This window comes from Providencia sneebia DSM 19967 (assembly GCF_000314895.2).
GTDB lineage: Bacteria > Pseudomonadota > Gammaproteobacteria > Enterobacterales > Enterobacteriaceae > Providencia > Providencia sneebia.
Genome location: NZ_CM001773.1, coordinates 3,196,719 through 3,217,759 on the forward strand (window position 1 = coordinate 3,196,719; position 21,041 = coordinate 3,217,759).

The 21,041-nt window shown below is 32.0% G+C and carries 16 protein-coding genes; 7 read left to right on the plus strand and 9 right to left on the minus strand.

Going from position 1 to position 21,041, the window contains the following annotated elements; translation table 11 throughout:
- Positions 1-691: 691 nt before the first annotated feature.
- Positions 692-1,072 (minus strand): helix-turn-helix domain-containing protein, encoded by a 381-nt coding sequence (locus tag OO7_RS13405; protein ID WP_008916466.1) that lies wholly within the window; start codon positions 1,070-1,072, stop codon positions 692-694.
- Positions 1,073-1,565: 493 nt separating this feature from the next.
- Positions 1,566-2,306: a glycerophosphodiester phosphodiesterase gene (gene ugpQ / locus OO7_RS13410; protein ID WP_008916467.1), complete on the minus strand. Its 741-nt coding sequence runs from the start codon at positions 2,304-2,306 to the stop codon at positions 1,566-1,568.
- A 265-nt stretch (positions 2,307-2,571) separates the two neighbouring features.
- Between ugpQ and OO7_RS13415 the strand changes: the two genes are divergently transcribed.
- On the plus strand, positions 2,572-3,159 hold the full coding sequence (locus OO7_RS13415; protein WP_008916468.1) for a HutD/Ves family protein: 588 nt from the start codon (positions 2,572-2,574) through the stop codon (positions 3,157-3,159).
- 156 nt (positions 3,160-3,315) lie between these two features.
- On the opposite strand, the gene OO7_RS13420 is transcribed toward OO7_RS13415, so the two are convergent.
- A complete protein-coding gene (locus tag OO7_RS13420) occupies positions 3,316-3,543 on the minus strand; it encodes a sulfurtransferase TusA family protein (protein ID WP_008916469.1) in 228 nt (75 codons plus the stop codon).
- 8 nt (positions 3,544-3,551) lie between these two features.
- The gene (locus OO7_RS13425) at positions 3,552-4,595 is read right to left on the minus strand and encodes a YeeE/YedE family protein (RefSeq protein ID WP_008916470.1); all 1,044 of its coding nucleotides are present in this window, start codon (positions 4,593-4,595) and stop codon (positions 3,552-3,554) included.
- Between the two features lie 631 nt (positions 4,596-5,226).
- Here OO7_RS13425 and OO7_RS13430 point away from each other — a divergent pair.
- Positions 5,227-5,886: a MarC family NAAT transporter gene (locus OO7_RS13430; protein ID WP_008916471.1), complete on the plus strand. Its 660-nt coding sequence runs from the start codon at positions 5,227-5,229 to the stop codon at positions 5,884-5,886.
- Positions 5,887-6,514: 628 nt separating this feature from the next.
- Positions 6,515-6,940 (plus strand): type II toxin-antitoxin system HicB family antitoxin, encoded by a 426-nt coding sequence (locus OO7_RS13435; protein ID WP_008916472.1) that lies wholly within the window; start codon positions 6,515-6,517, stop codon positions 6,938-6,940.
- Positions 6,941-7,032: 92 nt separating this feature from the next.
- On the opposite strand, the gene OO7_RS13440 is transcribed toward OO7_RS13435, so the two are convergent.
- The 5 genes from OO7_RS13440 to OO7_RS13460 all read right to left on the minus strand — a co-directional run bounded on the left by OO7_RS13440 (position 7,033) and on the right by OO7_RS13460 (position 14,051).
- Positions 7,033-7,980 (minus strand): hypothetical protein, encoded by a 948-nt coding sequence (locus OO7_RS13440; protein ID WP_008916473.1) that lies wholly within the window; start codon positions 7,978-7,980, stop codon positions 7,033-7,035.
- Positions 7,981-8,029: 49 nt separating this feature from the next.
- A complete protein-coding gene (locus OO7_RS13445) occupies positions 8,030-10,576 on the minus strand; it encodes a fimbria/pilus outer membrane usher protein (protein ID WP_008916474.1) in 2,547 nt (848 codons plus the stop codon).
- 41 nt (positions 10,577-10,617) lie between these two features.
- On the minus strand, positions 10,618-11,256 hold the full coding sequence (locus OO7_RS13450; protein ID WP_169337389.1) for a fimbria/pilus periplasmic chaperone: 639 nt from the start codon (positions 11,254-11,256) through the stop codon (positions 10,618-10,620).
- Between the two features lie 250 nt (positions 11,257-11,506).
- On the minus strand, positions 11,507-12,043 hold the full coding sequence (locus tag OO7_RS16255; protein WP_052329024.1) for a fimbrial protein: 537 nt from the start codon (positions 12,041-12,043) through the stop codon (positions 11,507-11,509).
- A gap of 1,540 nt (positions 12,044-13,583) precedes the next feature.
- Positions 13,584-14,051 carry a hypothetical protein gene (locus tag OO7_RS13460; RefSeq protein WP_008916477.1) on the minus strand — a complete coding sequence of 156 codons (468 nt, stop codon included), beginning with the start codon at positions 14,049-14,051 and terminating at the stop codon, positions 13,584-13,586.
- A 541-nt stretch (positions 14,052-14,592) separates the two neighbouring features.
- Here OO7_RS13460 and OO7_RS13465 point away from each other — a divergent pair.
- From OO7_RS13465 to OO7_RS16985, 4 genes are all read left to right on the plus strand, one after another.
- Positions 14,593-16,668 (plus strand): TonB-dependent receptor domain-containing protein, encoded by a 2,076-nt coding sequence (locus OO7_RS13465; protein ID WP_008916478.1) that lies wholly within the window; start codon positions 14,593-14,595, stop codon positions 16,666-16,668.
- Positions 16,669-16,679: 11 nt separating this feature from the next.
- On the plus strand, positions 16,680-19,019 hold the full coding sequence (locus OO7_RS13470; protein ID WP_008916479.1) for a TonB-dependent receptor: 2,340 nt from the start codon (positions 16,680-16,682) through the stop codon (positions 19,017-19,019).
- A 358-nt stretch (positions 19,020-19,377) separates the two neighbouring features.
- Positions 19,378-20,136: a hypothetical protein gene (locus tag OO7_RS13475; RefSeq protein ID WP_008916480.1), complete on the plus strand. Its 759-nt coding sequence runs from the start codon at positions 19,378-19,380 to the stop codon at positions 20,134-20,136.
- Between the two features lie 230 nt (positions 20,137-20,366).
- Positions 20,367-21,041, plus strand: a 675-nt coding sequence (locus OO7_RS16985; protein ID WP_419177249.1) for a hypothetical protein, incomplete at its 3' end; no start/stop codon positions are given.

Sequence of the window (21,041 nt, forward strand, 5' to 3'; positions counted from 1 at the left end):
GATTTGTTGTGGTGCTTACGCTTGCTGTCACAACCACAATAACCACCATCACAATGAAATCTATTAATATTTATTTTATCACTGCCTTTGTATTTATTAGCATTTCTCTTTATTCACCTGAAATATATCGGTTTTTCATGAATAAATTAAAATAGTTAACAACATAAACTCACTATTTTAATGAATTTTAACTCTAAATATGCAGACTTATGCTTAATGACAAATAAGGTAAACTATATTCGTTTTGTTTAACTTTATATTTAATAAAATGCCATTTTATTTATCCACTTAAAAAATGATATATAAAGCAACACATATTTTTTAATTGGAAAGCGTAAATCGATATGTAGCTATCAACAATCATATTGACATAATGAAAAACATTTGGCTATTTTATAACTTATTTATATAACATAAAAACTTACAATAATTACGCTATAGAAATAGTTAATGATTAATCAGAAAAATACAATACTAATTTACTTATAATAAAACATATAACTAGATTAATGTATAAAAACATCAATTGATTTTATTACTGTAAAGAAATTAAAAAATTGTCCGGAATTTAATAAAAAATAAAACCTAGCAATAATAATCTCTCTCTATTTATATACTGTTTTATAGTAAAAATTAGCTAGCATATAAAATAATTGAATATGCTTACATTGAAAATATTGATAAAAATAAACTAGTTACCATTAACTACATTATCTTTTTCATTAATAGTTTTAAGAATTTTATCCTCAGACAAAGGCAACATGACTTTATAATACTTTAATATAGAATGTGCTTCTTTAACATCTAGCGCGCTAACATATACACGCTGAAAAAAATCAGATATAGAGATATTAAAAAAATTCAGAATAAGAATTAATGTTTCTATACCAATATGGCATACCCCACATTCATAACGTGATATTTGTTGCTGAGATAGATTTAGTTTCTTTGCTAATTGCGTTCCTGTCATTGCACGAGCTTTACGTAATCGATAGATTTCAACACCAATCATTTTGGCTATAATATCAGTATCAGCACTTTGTTGATTCATTGTATTTTTAGAAATACCCATATTACACTCCAAATTAACAAATATAAGTTCTATATATTAATATATTTTAAAACTAATTTACTGAATAGTTTCATCAAAATCAAACTTCAATAATTTTAAATTTTATCTATAAAAACACATTTTTTAACCATCATTTTTGTAACTCGTTATACTCTTCTTAAGGGTTTCAAGGGGTTTGCTTTAAATTCATTCTGCAAGCCTCTTATATACAACTAGATTATTTAACTAAAAAAATCATATCATGATTATTAAATAAGAGCTAAAATGCTAATATTTATAAATATTCAATATCGAAAATAGGCATATACGCAGAAAAATCAAATGGAATAAGAAGAAGAGAGGATATTTTTCCTATTTAATGGCTATAGCCACATCACAGAAACGACATTAATAATAAAAAAGTAACAAATAAAACACAAGATGATAACATAAATTAACGCCATAGTATAAACCGCTAAGGCGTTAATAATATATTCCTTTTAATGCATTATAGTTAGCTTGTGAAATCAGGGCTAATAAGATCAATACAATCAGTACAAATAGCATCAACCCCCCAGCCTAAAAGCTGTTTTGCACGAGAAGGATCATTAACTGTATATACAAGAATAGATAGACCCGCCTTTTTTAATATTTCAACACGCTGCTGATCCAACAGTTCATGATTTAAATGAATCGAAATACAGCCAAGACGTATAACAAGTTCATACCAATCATCTCTCCATTCGTCTAATAATAATCCTCTTGGTAACTCTGGCACTGCTTTTTTTGCGGATTCAAGCGCCTCGATTGAAAATGATGATAATAACGGAGCAACTTGACCATGCCATAATTCTTGAGCCATGAGTGAAACAACTTTACCTGTTTCGGTCTCCAAACCCGTGGTTGGTTTAATCTCAATATTTGCCATCATATTATACTGCTTACAACGCTCTGCAACTTGAGAAAGTAATGGTAATTGCTCACCGATAAAATCGTCGCTATACCAACTTCCTGCATCAATCTTAACCAATTGATCCCAACTTAAATCACCCGCAATACCAGATGCATTACTCGTCCGATCAAGAGTATCATCATGTAATAAAAAAGCCTGCCCATCACTTGATAATTTCACATCAAATTCAATCATTTTGTGTCCAAAATGAGCCCCCATATCAATTGCCGCTAGCGTATTTTCGGGTGCTAATTTACCACCGCCTCGATGGGCAATGATTCTAGGATAAAGCCAATGATTCATATATTTTGTCCATTTTTGTTACTAAATACAGGTATACATCTAACTAAAATCTATTTCAAGAATAGTGGATATTTTATTATGGCTTAATATTCTACATAAAAAAAATCACCTTAAATCAAAACAAACAATTACATCCTCATGATTAAAATTACCTGAATATTAATCATAATCACACTTTTTAATATTTATATGTCTAGTCCTAGTTAACAATGCTTTTTACGTCTATATTAGCTATTCTAAGTGGCTTAGATTTTAGGTGGGTTTTGTGAAGATACAATTACTAACAACTGATAATTACAAAAAAATGCCATGGAAAAATGGCCAAGGCAGCACACTAGAAATAGCTCGAAACCACGGTGAAGGGTTAGATGATTTTGATTGGCGAGTCTCAATAGCCGATGTTAATTCCGCCGGCAGTTTTTCATTTTTTCCAAATAAAAAACGCATTATTGGCGTTTTAGATGGAACAGGATTAATTTTACACATTGATAAACAAAATCCACAGACACTAAATCAAAAAGAATTTTTAGCCTTTCATGGCGAAAATAAGGTCTTTGCTGAATTATTAAATGAACCAATCCGTGACTTTAATTTAATCTATAATCCAGATAAATATGCAGCACGGTTACAATGGCAAAATATCTCATCCGTAGCACCATGGGTGAGCGATGCTAATTATATTTTAGTTTTCAATACGATGGAAAATCTAAAACTTGACATTAATAACACGTCTTATGAATTAAAATATTTTGACACCATATTAATTCAAAATGACAATCAATCAATACAAATTATACCAGAGCTCAATACTGAAAATTATAATTTTGGTATTATTGAGCTATTTCTAAAATAGCTTATCTCATCCTGTTAATACATTTTTTTATAGAAAATTGTAGGAAGTATTCTATAAAAAATAGCTAATTTAGGTGGTTGAGATACAAAATATAAAGCGGGCTTCAAAAGTTTATTAAAATATTACACCTAAAAACCCGCTCACGAATAATTGATATTATCCTTTTTTAATTTGCATGCGCCATTGAGCATCTGCTATTTGCTCAAACTCAATCACTTCATGCCCTTCTTCTGCTGCCCAACGAGGAATATTCTCTGTTGCTTGCGCGCAATCATATTCAATAATAAGCAAATCACCTGAATCCATTGTTGCTATCGCTTTTTTAGCTTCAATCAATGGAAATGGACATAAATGCCCACATGTATCTAATTTAACTGTGTTCATTTTATTTCTCACTTTTTAGCATATTGAGGACGAATAATCGTAAAGTAGCTAACAATCCAACTACCAATTACAATACATGGGATAAATACCCAGCCTTGCCACGAGAACCAAGCTGTATTAACGAGTGTATTTCCTAACGTACACCCCCCCGCTAAACCGCTACCAATCCCCATTAATAAACCACCCGCTAAGCTTCTTATTAGAACGGAAAAACCTGGATTACGAAATTTAAATTCTCGGCTTCCTTTTGCAGCAATAAGTGACCCTGCAAAAATTCCGATAAGCAAATAACCCGCCCAATTAAAAAACTTCAAATTACCTTCTGTTACTAAAGCGTAAAATTGTGCACTAGGACCACTAATTCCTAATCCGCCAATACGCCCATCGGATAAACTTGAAGGCCAAGCTAATAAAGCAATAAATCCAATAATGATTGCTGTAATAAAAGGATGCCATCTAGCTTCAAAAAGTATATGAGCCAGACCTGTTCTCTTCGCTTTCATTTTAGGTATTTTAACGGCTGATGATCTTTTAAGATGCCTAAAAACCAATAAGCCAGTAATAACAATCAAGATTAAAATCGCAATATAAGGTGGGATATTAAACGTCTGAGTAATTGTTCCATTATCTAATTTAGGTGAAGTAATCGGTTGAAATGCACTTTTTAATAAAGGCTGTCTAATCCACCAACTAGCAATAATAAACCCAATCACAGCTAAAATACTTCCAATTAGCCCTTCAGCAGCACGGTAATAAGCGCCTGTAGAGCAAGAACCCGCACACCCCATACCGGCACCAAATAAAACGCCACCAACAATAGTTGCTAACCACGGAAAAGCATCAGTTGGTATTTTGGCAAGACCAAAATGCGAAAAAGTGAATAGCCCAACGCTCTGAATAGATATAACAATAAGGATAGCAATAAACATTCTACCATCTCGAAATAGATAGAGATCGCGCAATCCCCCTGCCATACAGAATCGTCCGCGTTGCATTGCAAAGCCAAGAAGAATTCCTAAAAAAAGGCCGGATAGATGAGATAAACTTACCATAAACATCATTCCTGTTGAAAAATGGCCATTCTACTATATTTATGTGTCCTTACTATATTTATGTGCCCATTTTTAGATAATTATCAAATAATAACCTAATATCAATACATTCAACAAACTCATAATACAAGAGTAAAATAAGACTATTATCTTACAGAGTTAATATTAAAACGCGGCATTTAGATTTTATATTTACCATTTATCAAAAATACAACATTAAATATTAATCATTAATTAAAAATACAGAATGATAGCTAGTTATTTAAACTAAGTAAAAGAGTATTTAATCCACATAATATATTCAGCCATTATTTAATACACTTTATTCAGGTCAATATAATTTATATCCAATTTTCAAAATACAATAATACGCAATATAACATTTAATCTATTTAAAATAAAATCGCATAATTATTATACATTATCTCCTTCTCTATGAGGCTAGTATAAATTGCCCCAATTGGATAAAACTAAATAGATAATTTTCTATATTATTAACTTTCTAGTGGGTATGATAAAATCAGGATATTATCATCACTAGAAGCTAAAAATATTTCTAATTTTGATATTAACTTAAATACGCTAAAGAAATTATTGCTTTTTATGATAATCATAATGATAAGAGGTGGTTATGTTTGAATTATTAACTGCAATTGGTCTAGGATTAGCGGTATTGATCCCTTTATCAAACCCACTCACAACAGTTGCTCTATTCCTTGGATTATCAGGCAACATGACCATTGCCGCTCGTCAAAAAACAATAAAAATGACCCCTGTTTATGTTTTTTTTATCATGTTAGTCTCATGGTATTCAGGACAAGCCATTATGAATACTTTTGGTGTCACAGTTCCAGGGCTTAGAATTGCAGGTGGCTTTATTGTTGCGTACATCGGCTTTAGGATGTTATTTCCAGATAATGTAAAACAATCCAATAATGATAGTAAAGAAGCTATTGATAATGCATCAAGTGTCGCATTTGTTCCGCTAGCAATGCCTAGTACGGCAGGACCAGGAACAATTGCAATGATTATTAGTATGGCTTCTTCCGCATTAACAAACGAACACTCTTATCCACATTGGGTAATTATTGTCGCGCCACCACTTGTCTTTATTATTTTTTCTATCATTTTATGGGCATGCTTAAAAAGCTCAAATATTATTATGAAGTTTTTTGGTAAAAGTGGTATTGATGCAATATCAAGACTGATGGGATTTTTATTGGTCTGCATGGGCGTCCAATTCATCATTACAGGCATAGGTGAGCTAACCCGTTCAGGTTTTTTTAATTAAATACCCACAATAAGTAAAATGTCAGGTCTACTTTTACGATTAACCCACTGAAATTATAATTTAAATAATTTCAGTGGGTTAATTTATTAATTATTATGATATACATTCATCATGTCTAAATGTTGCAAAGAGAAAAACATCACTTCATACTACATAAATATCGCATTTATCACTAAAGCACAACTAGCTATATGGTTAACCAAAGAAATAGGCGAATCAGTAAATATAACATTAAAAATACCAAGATATCCCATGAATGGGACAAATGAAAATGCTGCCATACCAAACCTCAATAATAATGTAATAAACACCAACTCAAAGAGTTAATTAAATCAGTATCCGTGTCAATAGTATTTATGAAATAGCCCATATAATTACAAATTTTATATCGACATAAAATACTGACAGATTCTTTATAAAACATAATAATATGCTTTACACATGAATATACGATTTAAACCAAATAGCGATAAAATATCAGGTTAATTTGTAATAAAAAGTAATTTTAAATGGAAAAACGGCAGATTTTCCATATTATGGGAATCGTTATACAGGCATTAATAAGATATCTTACCCTAAATTTATGCCGTTACCCACTTTTGTATATCAGCGAGAGGTTTATATAAATATGTTAAATTATGCAATAAAACCAATAGAAGATACAGTTGGATACATGGCAACCTGCCGCGATTTACCTGAATTTGCCTCCGCGGGAGATACAATTGAAGATTTAATACAACACTCTGTAGAAGCTCTACTTGTAGCATTGGATATTTACATAAATGAAGGTATCCCTATTCCTTTACCATCAAAAATAGAGCAGAATGAACAGCTTATTCGTTTATCTGGTATGATTTTCGCAAAAGTTTACTTACACAATTCATTACTCCAATCTAATATTTCTAAATCAGAATTCAAAAAGCGTTTAAATATCTCTGATGAAGACCTGCAACAACTATTCAATATTACCTATAACACTAAATGGGAACAACTTGAGCGAGCATTTGATATTATTGGCAAAAAGCTGTCAATCTCGGTTAGTGATAAAAACTAAATAGAAAAATATAACGTTTAATTCTGTATTAGCAAATAAAAATAAAGTCATCACCAATATAAAGATTAAGGTGATGACTTCAATTATTATAATTAATTAAACTTTATAGTATATTCTACTGAACCAGAGAAGGCTCCAGGTTTTATATCTTTAGTTAATTTATACAGATATGCTACTAATTGCGGATTATAACGATTATTAATACTTCCTAACACAGTTTCTGTTTGGTGTGTTATTTGCTTATCATTATAGAACAACATAAAACCAATACTTGGATTATCTGATGCAATAATAGAATTGCTATTATCTGCATATTTACTATTACTATTCAATATCATAGATACTGATTTAGTAATACGATTATCTGTACAACTCAATGATAATGTATTTGTAGATGAAATTGGTGTTATCCCTATACCTCTAGGTAATTCACTATTATCTATTTTATTGAATTTAAAATAGATATTCTTAGTGTCGATAATACAAGTATCAACTGTTTCAATATTAGCTGATAACATCAATTTCATGATAGTTTCATTTTTACTATTTTTTATACTACCAATCTGAGCAGATGATAATGATAACGGTTTTGGATTTTCAACAGTCGCGTATATAGTCACTATTGTGTTTGGTAACGCAACACTCCCTTTATTTCCATTCAAAGACAGTTTTTCTCCTTGAGAAGTAAAGTTTAAGTTATTCTCTGTTTTGATTGAATATGCATACTCATTATTTAGATAATAAGCAGGAGCACCATTAATATCATTAAAATAACGAGCTGGAGCTGAACTATATGGTGTATTGGTAACTAATTTTAAATCAACTGAATCACTCATTTCACATGTTGTGATCCTTTCACCTGAATATATTTGAGTTGCCAATGCTTTATTTATCGTTATTCTTTCTTCTGTTCTTTTTTGTATATGATTATTCTTTACAATCTCATTATAAATTACAGAATCACATTCTGAAGCATACAGCGGTAATGTATATAAACAGATTATAGGCAGTAACCAGCGATAATTTATTTTTGATATCATAATAACCTCATTATATTTACCATTTCACTCACTTAATAACCGCTGATATTTATCGGCATATTTCATCAAAGATATAAAGGCTATTTACTCTCTGTTTGTCTTTAATGTTATAAGTGAACTTACACTGATGTTGATTTTTATCACCCCAAACTACCTGTATCTCATCTGATCCCGGAGCACCAGAAAAATAAATACGTCCAAAATTACTCACATAATAACGTTCATCAGTTTCATTAAGTGTTGCATATGCACCAAATGGGAGTATTTTCCCTGTAGTATCATGTAATGTTACTAACATTTTATTACCAATTTGTGTTGAGTAATCGGCTAAAACAATTGCACCACGTGTTGGGAAAATCTCTTTTAGAGGTGTATCAACTTCTGCATTTTCCGGTAATGAATATTGATTAAGGCGTATAGTGTTGCTGCGATACGGAATAAGATTAGGAACAACAGCCAAGCCGAAATAATTTGTTTTCGCCCCAGATTCATTTTCAATTGATATTCCACTAGCTTGAGGCGTATATACTAGGCCGTTTGTTTCTCCTAATGGACGAGTTGCTGCTATCCCATATTGACTTGCAATCAATGACCCACTTGCACCATAGCCATATTGACGATTATCTTTTTGATAAGCATAGCTCGCATTTAAATCACCATATGAATGTTTATATGTACCATACACACTTCCATAATTGCCTCGTCCTCGGTTACCATATCCTTGTTGTACGTTCCAAGATAAACTTCGATCTTCAAATGCTAATCCACCAATACCTACATAATTATCAATATCACCATCTTTATTAGATGATGCACCGTAATTAATCCAGTTTTCTTTAAATTTACCGGTTAATGGAATACTAATATTCATAGATAAAACATGATCATTATTTTTTTCACGATGATTATAGTCAGAGTGATCATCTAACGCGTTTTTATAATAAGCATAATTCACATTCAAGCTAAAATAACGGAAGGTATTTGTATACCCTACATTATAGGATTCAACTTTTTGCTCATTATTATTGAAATTCTGATATGTTTGATATGAACTTGTTGCAGTTATTTGACCAAGAGATTCAGGTAATTGCTGTGTGAGTGTAATATCAAACTGGTTTTTTCTACGAGAATAGGCATTATCGTCTGGTACACCCTGATAGAAATCGAATAAATCTTGCATGGTGATATAATCTCCACGCATGTATCGATATCCTAAAAAGGTGATATTCGTTCCATACGAATTCAAACCTTTAGAATAACGAAGACGAAAAGCTTGTCCATTTAATGAATCTGTATATTTTGGAGATGCATGCATTGCCGTAATATCAGCAGTAATAGCGCCAATTTCAGGTAAATTAAAACCAACCCCCATATCATAAGCTTGATATCTTGCGGATGCCTGAACACCACCAAACAAAGTTGTATTATCAGTTAAGCCATAAAAAGCATCAGCCTGAAAAAATTTATCTTTATTTTTATCTTTATTGTTTGATTCTGATGGGCGATATTGCCCACTTGTTAAACTGTATTTTAGATGACCTTTTCTTTGAAGAAAATCAACAGTAGAGAAAGGAACTATAAAACGTTGAACACTGCCATCAATGCCAATTTGAGCAACTTCCAAATTGTCACCATTATTTAATGGAACAACATCTGTAATTTCATAAGGACCAGCAGGAACATTGGTTCGATAAATAACACGACCATTTTGAGAAACTTCAATGGTCGATTCACTTGATGCTACACCAGAAATAGCAGGAGCATAAATGCTGGCATAATCTGGATACATCTGATTATCAGACCAGAGTTTTACCCCACGAAATGGAATAGTTTCAAAAATCTGTGAATCAGAATAATTATCACCGGCTAAAAAACGGCTTTTCATTGAACGGATTGGACGTTCAATATAATTAAGTTGCGTTTCCCAATGTTTACTACCATCAGAATCTCTATTCCATGTTCCATAATTACGATAACGCCATGCACCAACGTTAACACCAGACCGTAAATTTAGATAAAATGTATTATCATTTTCGTGGTATTTAGTATTTTCTTGATTCCTACCTGAAAAATTATAATCTGCAAAAATAGCAGGAATACCATCATCCCAACGCTGCTCAAGATGCTCATCTAATATATGAGTATCCAATGCAATTTGCGGGATCCCCAGAATTAATTTATTTTCTGATGGAATAAAGCGGAATCCAGCATCTGGAATATTAGTAAGATCGTAACACTGTCCTTTAGTTCCATCATTAACACTATCCTTTCGGTAGTTATCAACTTTTATTCCATACTGTATTAATTGGACTTCTGATAGACAAGGCATTAACTCTTCCGAAACCTTATCTGAATTGATGAAATCAATATCTGATGTATCAACATAATTATCATTAACAAAGACATCTACACGATAAGATCCTGGTAAATACGCAGATTTTTGAAAAGGTGATAAATCAACGGACAACCGTTTACCAAATGGATCAGTTACAAGATCAGGCTCAAAATAATCGTCTGCATAAACAATATTATAAGGAAGTAAAAGTGCAGATAATATTAGAATAGACAGATGAGTTCGTTTAGCAGAGGCTAACATAACTTTATCCCCAAATTTAGTATAATTATTACATTGGATAATCAAATATTAATATTGAAAGAATTTAGCTTACCTAGATCATCTATTAATACATATTCCAAATTTCCGCTATTATTATTTTCTGGTAATTCGAGGAACACCTCTGAGTCAGGTTCAATAAAGCTTGGTTTATTTAATCGTTGTTTATTTATAGATACATCACTGATATTAAAATAATACTTAGTAGGATTTTTAATTCTAAGATTTTTACCTAATTTTTGTATAATAATGTTGTCAAACTCTTGATTGATAGATTCAATAGCTAAAGGTTCTGGTCTATATATAATTTTTATTCTATTATTTAATGCAAATTTTAATGAATTGTTATCAATTTTATTTTTCTCAACTGAAGGAATAAATTTAACATTTAGCCAATATAATGTTTCTCTATCTTGCGGTAAGTTTTTTACTAAAACGATACGTAATGCATTAGAAGTGTTCGCACTAAGTTTAAAAAGTGGTGGGGTTAATACGATATCTTCTGTAGGATTTTCTGATTTATCTAAAACCCAACTTTGAATAAGATAATTATTATCTTCTCTATTATGGACATTTACAGAGCCTTCATTTCGACCATTTTCAATGATAACACGTGTAGCACCAAGTAAAATACCTGCATGTGATAATTGGATAAAAGACATGCAAATCATGATGATGATTAATTTAATACATTTCATCATATACCTACTTTTTTATAGTTTATAAAAATAATATTTACCTTCAGACTGCTACCAAAACTATCCCGTTAGGTAACAATCAAATGGATTTCAAAAAATATTATGAAAATTATTCCGTTAATTTTCGATTGATAATACTAAGTGTAGAAAATTTCAATTTTAGCCACTTAGTTAACAATCATAGGGTGAATTAAACTCTGCCTATAAAGAGTAATTATGAATAAGTAACAGTATAAGTTAATGTACCGTCAGCTTTACCTTCTGTAACTTTATTTTCTTTTTGGAGATAGTAAGTCATGAATTTAAAGGTTGCAGATCCATCTTGACCAACCTGTAAATCATAATTATCAGATCCATCTAAACGGAAGTAACGACCAGCATCACCGTCACGTTTTAATGCAATACCAACACCTGATGCTGAACCAGCTTGTTGTTTTAATGCTAAAGCAGTGTTATCACCACTTGCAAAATTATCGCCTTTCAGTCTTAATTGAGCATTACCTTCGCAGTTAGTTAAAGTTAAATTAACATCGTTAGCACCTTTAACTGCATTACCCACTCCGGTAAATTTAGAAACTTCATGACGACCTAAATAAACATTTAAATCTTTACCACCATTAACTTCGCAAGTTGCAGCACCAATAAATCCGGTAAAGTTAATTGTTCCTGTTGATGATTGCTGAGCAGCAAAAGCGCCACAGGTAAATAACATTGCACCTAAGGTTGGTAATACTACTTTTGTAAGTTTCATAATGAATCCTTTATTAATTAATGACATTATTAAATAATACCAATTGAACACTCTGAATAATCAGAATGCTTTTACCTTCATAAAATAATAGATAATTTATTTTTTGTTTTATGAAAATAAACAAACCCAGTCTTTATATCGATGAATGAAAATACTCCTAGATATTTTAATTAATACCTTTGTAAATATTTAAAAGTATAATCTTATTATATATAAAATTAATTCAATAAATAATTAAATTATATTTTTCCATGCAACTTAACTGCGTTTGAGTATAACTCCGCAAAAATACGCAATGCAATACCCTAAAAAAAAACACTAGTAACTTAAACCATAAATATTGAAAATAATAAGATCATAGACCTAAAAAAAATTTTTAGTCAAAATAAAGATCTATATTTATATCTTCAACAAGAATTAATCACCATATTGCATGGATTGATTTTTTTTTACTAACATAAGATGAGCACCATTTTTACCATTTAGTTTTAAATCTAAAAATTGACGCACTTTATTGAATTAAACTATATTTTTTATTTTTTTATAAAAGTTTACTCTGACATACTAGAAATAACAAAAATAAAATAAATTAATTATTTTTAAGTCACTCTTTAACTTAAGATAAATCAGAAAATATAAGCCAAGCATATCAAATTCAATTAAAATATTATATTTCAATATATTGACAATAATACCAATCTAATTTAGATGAGTTAATTTAAGTAAGTGGTCAATATACAGTAAAAAACTCAACAAATTACCTTTATTGAGATTTTTCTTATATTTTAATTTACCCATTTGGTTCTCAAAACAAAAAAACATCTTATTATGACTGGATGTGTTTTTTATAGATAATAATATGCCAATGAGCGCTAATATTCGTTGTGTATTATTTCCATCTGGGTATAATATGACCTACTTTATTAAGACCCTTCCATTCAACATTCAACCACCAAATAAAGAGGCTTATATTGAAATACTAAAAGAGTAATATTAAGGAGTTTCCTATGTTTTTAACTGTACTTTTTTCCATCATTATCGCATGTTTAATAGCAACAATGATGAGTCCTAAATGGGATGATTAAATGAATACTGATTACCCTCCTCCTAGTAAAATGCCCCGTCATTAAGCATTAATGTTTAATCTCGGGGCATATTTGTTTCACCTTCCAGCAAACTCCCAACAAACACCTATCAAAATTAGATCTCTTCATTAAACTAAATAAAAAATCTCCCTTCTTAAACAGATAACCATCACTCCAAAAATGATATTTCAAACGACTATTTAAATGTTATTCTTTAATATAAAAGGACAAACGACTAAATACGCAAATAAAGGGTCTAACTGTATTAATTAGGCCAGAACTTTAACAGAAATTTTACACGTTAACGAATATAAAGTGTTATTGGTGATCTTACAATCAATCTATTTGAGCCATATTAGAGACTTTTTTATATGATGTAGAAAATAAAAAAGCCGCACTAAGCGACTTATTCAAATGAGCTAAATTATCGCTCGAATGACCATTCCCAAGATTTACTATTTCCACTTGGAGATCCAGCTCAGCCTTTCAATGTTACGGTCACGATCAATCTGATCCATTCTATTCCTAATATCTTTTTTTTCATCATTAGATAAATTGTCGCGATTTTTCATTACTTCAAGTGAATTATATTCACTATCTAAAGATTGCATTTTTTGAGCAAATGATTCAGATCGTGCCTTATTATTTTTCTGATATTCTTCTTCTTTCCTATCTCTCTCATATCTAAGATAATCCAATGAATACCCCTGTGAGGTTTCATTTTGCTCTCTAAAAGCAGAAACATTTTTTTGCTGTTCTAATTCCATCTCAAACTTTGTTTTACTGCTTCCCATAGGATATGTTTTTATCGATTTCGCTGTGCTGGAAGCATTTTTAATTTTTTGTGATTCACTTTTTACTTCCACGGTAGGAGAGGCGCAGCCAAGCAAAAACAAATACGGTAAAACTATTATAGCTCTCATATAATATCTCTAAGTAATTATCGTTATTAGATAATATTTCAATAAATCATTCTTGTGGTCAAAAACCTCACAATCGTTTCATTTATATTTAATAAAATCTAAAAAATTCCCTCCGAGCACAAAAGCTCCCAATGTATTAATAACTGACAAAATTCGTCAATTCACGAAGTAGTGAAATAAGTCACTATGCAGCTTCAGTTAGTTCAAAAAAATCACACCTGATGAACAAGTTACAGCAAAACAATGATGGTCGTCTTAATAGTGAGTTTTGACTATGTTATTTATTTGAATAATAAATTTGTTGCCGCTCAGTTAGACTTAAAAATTATTTAATATTATCAGTATGTTGATTCAAAATTTCATTCATAAATCTTGAATAAAAATCATGCACAATTCATTCAAAAATAAATAAGCAATCTATTTAAGAAACACTTTATTTGATTATCTATTTACATAACAAGACATTAAATGTTATGTTATAACATAACTATTCGTAGTTTTACATAAATAAGTATTTCTCAATTTATATGCGGTAGAAACCATGAAACTCCAAACATTAAAATGTTCTTTTCTTTTTATTTCAATAAATTATTCATTTTTAAGTCACGCCACAACATCAAATGGAAACATAAATCCTGAAATAGACACAATCAGTGTCTACTCATCTCCTTTACAATCCTCACCTTTACGAATGACAAGCCCAGTTTCTGTCTTAATATCCGATGACTTAGTATCAGCTAAAGGGGCTTCAATTGCAGAAACATTGCAAAATATTCCGGGCTTTCATGCCAGTTTCTTCGGTGGAGGATCAATTCATCCCGTCATTAGAGGAATGAGCGGTAATCGAGTGAAAGTCATGAATAATGGCAGTGACTTAATGGATGTATCATCAATTGGAGCCGATCATGCGATTACCAGTGAACCCTTTTTAACCCAACGCATTGAAGTATTAAAAGGTCCAGCTACGTTGCTATATGGCGGTGGCTCAATGGGAGGTGCAATTAATGTTATTGATAATAAAATTCCGACGACTGTTCCTAATAAAGGCTATGAAGGCGAGTTAAATTATCAATTCGACTCTGTTGCCAAAGGAAATACTGGTGCCGCAGCGATAACATTTGGACAAGACAATTTAGCACTGCGTGTTGAAGGAGTTAAACGTCATCAAGGAGATTATCTGCAACCTAAAGCAGCTCAAGACGATGGGACTAAACGTTTACAAGGTTCGTACCAAAACGGACAATCTGCAAATATTGGCGCATCATGGATATTTGATGATGGATTCATTGGTCTTGGCTATGGTGAACAGCATCGCCGCTATGGCCTACCGGGTCATACTCATTTTGAAGATGAACACGCTCATGATCATCACAATGACTATGATGACAGTTCCCACAGCGGCCATCATCATGGACCTTCTGGCCCCTTCCCAGATGAACACCATGAACACGGGATCCCATATATTGTCATGGACCAAAAACGTTGGGATCTACGAGGCGAAAAACATAGCCCATTTAATGGCATAGAATCGATTCGTTATAGTGCTACACACACTGATTATCACCACAATGAGAAAGAAGGTGATGAAATTGCCACAAGATTTAAGAATAAAGGCAATGAATTAAGATTTTCTTTAACTCACGAAAAATTATGGGGCTGGCGAGGCGTCTTAGGTAGCCAATTTAACCAACGCGATTTTAGCGCTTTAGGTGAGGAAGCATATGTCCCCGCGACCAACACGAAAAACCATGCATTATTTTTATTAGAAGAGTACCAAATTGGTTCCCTACGCTATGAATTAGGGCTACGCCATGAATGGCAATCAATTAAAAATAAGTCGACTCATCTTTCTAATAATAAAGATGCAACATCAATATCTGCTGGCTTAGCGTGGAATTTTGCTGATGATTACAGCCTAAATATGTCTCTATCTCGCAGTAAACGATTACCTGTGGCAGAAGAACTATATGCAGATGGTCCTCATGCAGCAAGTCGTACCATCGAAAAAGGTGATCCTAATTTAGGTGCTGAAACGGCAAATAATATCGATATTGGGATAATGAAAATTAGTGGTAATACACAATTTAATGCCAATGCTTACTATAACCGCATTAATAACTATATCTATGGTGAAATCACCGCAGCACCTTTAAATAATGGCTATAAACCTCTTCAGTATGTTCAACAAGATGCTGAATTTAAAGGTATCGAAGGTAATATTGATTACTTTTATTCCGATGACAGCTATGTCGGCCTTTCTGGTGATTATGTACGAGCCACGCTATTGCACAATAAAGGCAATGTACCAAGAATGCCAGCCTATCGCATTAGTTCGTATATTAAACATACATGGACAGATAATTTAACTAGCCAAGTTCGTTGGGATCATTTTGGTCGACAAAATAAAGTTGCCAAATATGAAACGCCAACCCCGTCATATAACACAATTAGTATTGGCTCAGAATACACCGATCATCTAGACGACAATGATTACACAATTTATGCCAAAGTGAATAATCTTTTCAATAGCAGTACAAGAGACAGCACTTCTTATATTAAAGATGAAATGCTATTACCTGGTAGAAATATCGTTATTGGTCTCAACTTCACATTCTAATTTGTATACACATGAAAAAAATAAAATTACTAATTGCGCTACTCGCTTTCTACACATTTATTACACAAGCAGAAACAGAAAACAAAATAGATATTATGACTGTTAAACCAACGACTGATAATACTGAAAGTTTTTCAGCCATATTATTAAATAATAGAGAAAAAATTAAACACGATAAATTAAACCAAATAAAAACCAATACTATCGGGAATAGTGTATCCAAAATAGCAGGAATGCAAGCAGAGGGGTTTGGACCGAATGCCGCACGTCCGGTTATTCGTAGTATCTCTGGTAATCGTATTGGTTTACTAGTTAATAACTTGCCGATTAATGATGTTTCTTTTATTAGCGGAAATATGCCAATTCCAGTTGATATGAATTTAGTCAATGAAATATCGATTAGCAAAAATTCAGAGGCATTATTATATGGGGGCAGTGCCAGTGGCGGAACTGTCCATTTATGGGATGACCGAATAGTATCTATATTACCCGAAAAACCTATTTCTGGTCATGTTACTTTTAATGGCAGTACCAATAATGGTAATGGCGCATCAACCAATATTAAATTTAGCGATGATGAACATTGGGTATTTAATTTATCAGGAGCTAAGAAAAGAGTCTCTAAATATAAAATACCATCACGTTCAAAAGCTGCCCCTTGTTATAATTTCAGTATGTTAAAAGATCATTTTGCTTTGCGTGACCAATGCCAAGTGGACATGAAAGTTTGGCACAGCCGTAATCCTGCGGCTTACCCTTATATCAGTGAGTTTTGGAAAAAGTATAAGGTTGAATATGAGCTGAGTGAAGATGATAAGTTTACGAATAACTCGCAAGATTATTTTGCAGGTATTGGTTATGTAGATAATGAACCTAATAATGCCTATCAGCCTAATAGCCCTAAAACTATTGAACATGTTACAGATCCTAAAGAATATGTAAAAAGCCCAAACAAACAAATACCTAATAGTTTTTTGGATAGTCAAAGTGGTAATGCTTCGGCTTCCTATATTCATGAAGATGGTTATTTGGGAGTTTCTTTAACCGATTTTCAAACCACTTATGGGGTTCCGGGATATGCCTATTTAACGACTAAAACGACTAGAGAAATGTACAAACCAGTATCGGTAAGCAATAACAACCGACGAATCGATTTACAAGCTAAACATTATCATCTTGGTAATTACTTTAGAGATACATCTATTTACTACGCATATTCTGACTCAGATGATAAAGAATTTGTCGGTACAATTGCCTCGTCAATATTTAAAACGAAAAGCCATCAATTAGCGTTGGAAACAGCTCATGTATCAATTTTAGATCGCATTAACGGCGCTGTTAGTGTCAATATGAATTACCGTGATTTAAAAACATCCGGCTATGACTCCTATTTACCGAGTGTGACAACCAAAGATTATGGGGTGTATTTACTTGAGTCAATTTCATTTTCACCAATAGAGATCACTGGGGGAATAAGATCCGGTCATACAAGCCACAAATTAAATATTCCAGATAATTATAATAGTGGTCGCGGCCAAGGTTCCTCACTCAAAGATCGTGACTTTACGACCAGTGCTTATCATTTATCTTTCGCCTATACACCTGTTGATGAATGGACGGTTAAGATACAAAAAAGTGTTTCTAAAAGAGCGCCTGAAATTAATGAGTTATATACACATGGCCCCCACTATGCTTATTTAATCGAAGAGCAAGGAAATAGTAATTTTAAGAATGAAATAAGCAAAAGTATTGAATTATCGTGGCTATTAGAAATTGGTAATTTCACCAATAAAATAGCGTTATACCAAACTGATTATGACAATTTTAAACTAAGGCGCCTCACTGGTATTAGTCGCGGAGGTGTTTCTGTGATGGAATGGGATCAAACAAACCTTCAAACTAAAGGATTAGAATATGAATTTAAATACCTTTATGAATTACCTACAGCAGGAAATCTAACCTTTACTTGGTTTGGCGATTTTGTCGAAAATCGTAGTAAGCAAGAAATATTTATTGCAGGTAATTATTTACCAAATCTTCCTAATGAAAAACACGGTGTTACACTCCATTATGAAAATGATGGTTTTACCGCTTTCACAAGTGCTATTTATTACAAAAAGCAAAAAGAAAGTGGCAAATTAATGTATGGTGGCGATATTATTTTCCCATCATACACCATGGTCGATGCGGGTATTGGTAAAAAATATCAGCTAAATAATCTCGATGTTACTGTTGATTTCATGATAAATAACTTAACAGATATAGAAACCAGACCCGCCTCCTCACAGTTAAAATATTTAGCACCACTTCCAGGTCGCAATTACGGACTCAATTTACGGATTGATTTTTAATATTGATACTTAAAAAGTAAATATCCTTCGGCATCGCTGGAGGATATTTATTAATCCAAGTGACTAAGTGCTACAAATATAGAAATGTTAATGACTGTAATAGCGTTAATGAAGTTATTAGCTTTAAAAGAAAGTAAATAAGGTCAAATCATTGGAGTAACTTTAATTGATACCTTCTACCAAATTCTCAAAGAGTTAATAGGAAAAGTTCAAGATGGGGATTTGTACATGGCACAGCGCTTCAAGAAATGGGCGGCAGGGAAAGCATAAAAATGGTAAGAAGAGATGCTTATCTTGCACCTAATCATTTAAGTGACCCCATGCAAAGCTACAAACGTTTGAACGGCACTTAGATGAAGTGAAAGTCACACTATTTGGTCCAAGGGTAGATGGGAGCTATATTTTACGTATTGAAGGTAAACCCAATGGTCAATCACATAAAGTGAAAGGGCACGTTGAATTGAACGTCAAATCCGGTGATTTACATCGRGTTCTTGCAGAGCAAAAATTGTATGATGATATTGCCGCATTGAAACTAGCACATTTTGTGGGATATATTGGTGAAAATCAAGCAAGAAAAGCGGCTATTGCAGGGGATCTATTGAGTAAAGGATATATAAAAAATACAGGGAAAAAAGCTATTCCTTTTTTATCAAAATATTATGGAGAAAAACAAATAGCGGAAGTTTTTAGTTTACAAAATGCTCAAAGACATGGCATTGATTTAATTTGTCGTGTTAAACCTTATCCCCCAAAACCAAAATGGATTACTATTGAAACAAAAACAACAATGCGTAATAATTTTGGCAAATATGCAACTCCAAAATCTGCAGCTACAAGTAATTATCAAAAAGATCCTATAAATAATTTAGAAAAGCATGCTCTTTTTGCTAAAGACTCTCCTAATGAATACTTTATTGATAGTAAAAGTCATAATATACTGAAAGAATTATTAAGTGATATTGATAAAAATAAACAGAAGAAATATAAAGAAAAAAACGATAATGAAGAACTGATCCAAGCTTTTAAGCTGACTTTAGGTATAGATAGTAATTTTAATGTTGCACATAATAGTAAATATAACCAAATTTATATTTTCGAGGGATTAACAAAATGAAAACGGTTCAAAATATAAATGAATATATCATTAAATTTTTTTGCAAGAAAAGTATTAACCCTTTGATTTTATACAGCGAGGTCGTGAACGAACTTAAAGATGATTATATTCTTAAGAAAGTAAATAATGAAAATGATTTAATTGGCTGTTTTTCTCTATTAAAATGGAATTTAAGTTTATTATCTTCATCATACATAAATTTAGTATATAATCAAAAAAGTAAAAATCTTATTTTGGAAGGATTTTACTATCATATTAATCTTATGTTTTTATTGAATTATTATGATAGTAAAGATAATAGTTTTATTTTAAACCTTTCAGAACAAGGTGAAATTTTATTAATGGATTTTGCTTGTGATGATTTTAGAATTGGTCATCTTTGCTATGATAAAATCATTGAAAGTATTCAATCAGGAAAAATGGCTGATTCAATGCCAATGTACACTCGCCCGCAAAAATTAGGTGTATTAGCTATCGAAATGTTAGCCAGTGAAAAAAATGAAACCATTGATTGGGAAAGYGCCGGAATTCCAATTGATCCATTCTATCAACGCTTCTGYCAAGAAGCACTCTATACTGAAAATAATGATGTTSTMRCWCAATGGYTRATTACGCTGTGTGATAAACATGTGGAATGGTCCGCYTTATTTGATTTAGATGATAATGAACAAAGTGCTACTGGCTATGAAATTGATATGGAAATTTTATTAGCATGGCCTTTTGAATATCAAGCGGTTAAAAATTTCCGCGCACGTCATGGGCTATCAACGCCGATTATTGACCATCCTCTATTAAAAACGCCGATGGCAATAGAGCACCGCCCTGATATGGTAGGCTGGAAACAAAACATGCCCGCTATTTATAATCAGATGATTGATGATCTGATTAGCATTAATCCAGAACTG

What these genes read in the sequence shown, in the direction of transcription:
- OO7_RS13420 (WP_008916469.1), bottom strand. Translation starts at nt 3,543, where the DNA reads ATGAACACAGTTAAATTAGATACATGTGGGCATTTATGTCCATTTCCA.
- OO7_RS13430 (WP_008916471.1), top strand. Translation starts at nt 5,227, where the DNA reads ATGTTTGAATTATTAACTGCAATTGGTCTAGGATTAGCGGTATTGATC.
- OO7_RS13450 (WP_169337389.1), bottom strand. Translation starts at nt 11,256, where the DNA reads ATGTCTTTTATCCAATTATCACATGCAGGTATTTTACTTGGTGCTACA.
- OO7_RS13465 (WP_008916478.1), top strand. Translation starts at nt 14,593, where the DNA reads ATGAAACTCCAAACATTAAAATGTTCTTTTCTTTTTATTTCAATAAAT.
- OO7_RS13435 (WP_008916472.1), top strand. Translation starts at nt 6,515, where the DNA reads ATGTTAAATTATGCAATAAAACCAATAGAAGATACAGTTGGATACATG.
- OO7_RS13460 (WP_008916477.1), bottom strand. Translation starts at nt 14,051, where the DNA reads ATGAGAGCTATAATAGTTTTACCGTATTTGTTTTTGCTTGGCTGCGCC.
- OO7_RS13425 (WP_008916470.1), bottom strand. Translation starts at nt 4,595, where the DNA reads ATGGTAAGTTTATCTCATCTATCCGGCCTTTTTTTAGGAATTCTTCTT.
- OO7_RS16255 (WP_052329024.1), bottom strand. Translation starts at nt 12,043, where the DNA reads ATGAAACTTACAAAAGTAGTATTACCAACCTTAGGTGCAATGTTATTT.
- ugpQ (WP_008916467.1), bottom strand. Translation starts at nt 2,306, where the DNA reads ATGAATCATTGGCTTTATCCTAGAATCATTGCCCATCGAGGCGGTGGT.
- OO7_RS13470 (WP_008916479.1), top strand. Translation starts at nt 16,680, where the DNA reads ATGAAAAAAATAAAATTACTAATTGCGCTACTCGCTTTCTACACATTT.
- OO7_RS13440 (WP_008916473.1), bottom strand. Translation starts at nt 7,980, where the DNA reads ATGATATCAAAAATAAATTATCGCTGGTTACTGCCTATAATCTGTTTA.
- OO7_RS13445 (WP_008916474.1), bottom strand. Translation starts at nt 10,576, where the DNA reads ATGTTAGCCTCTGCTAAACGAACTCATCTGTCTATTCTAATATTATCT.
- OO7_RS13405 (WP_008916466.1), bottom strand. Translation starts at nt 1,072, where the DNA reads ATGGGTATTTCTAAAAATACAATGAATCAACAAAGTGCTGATACTGAT.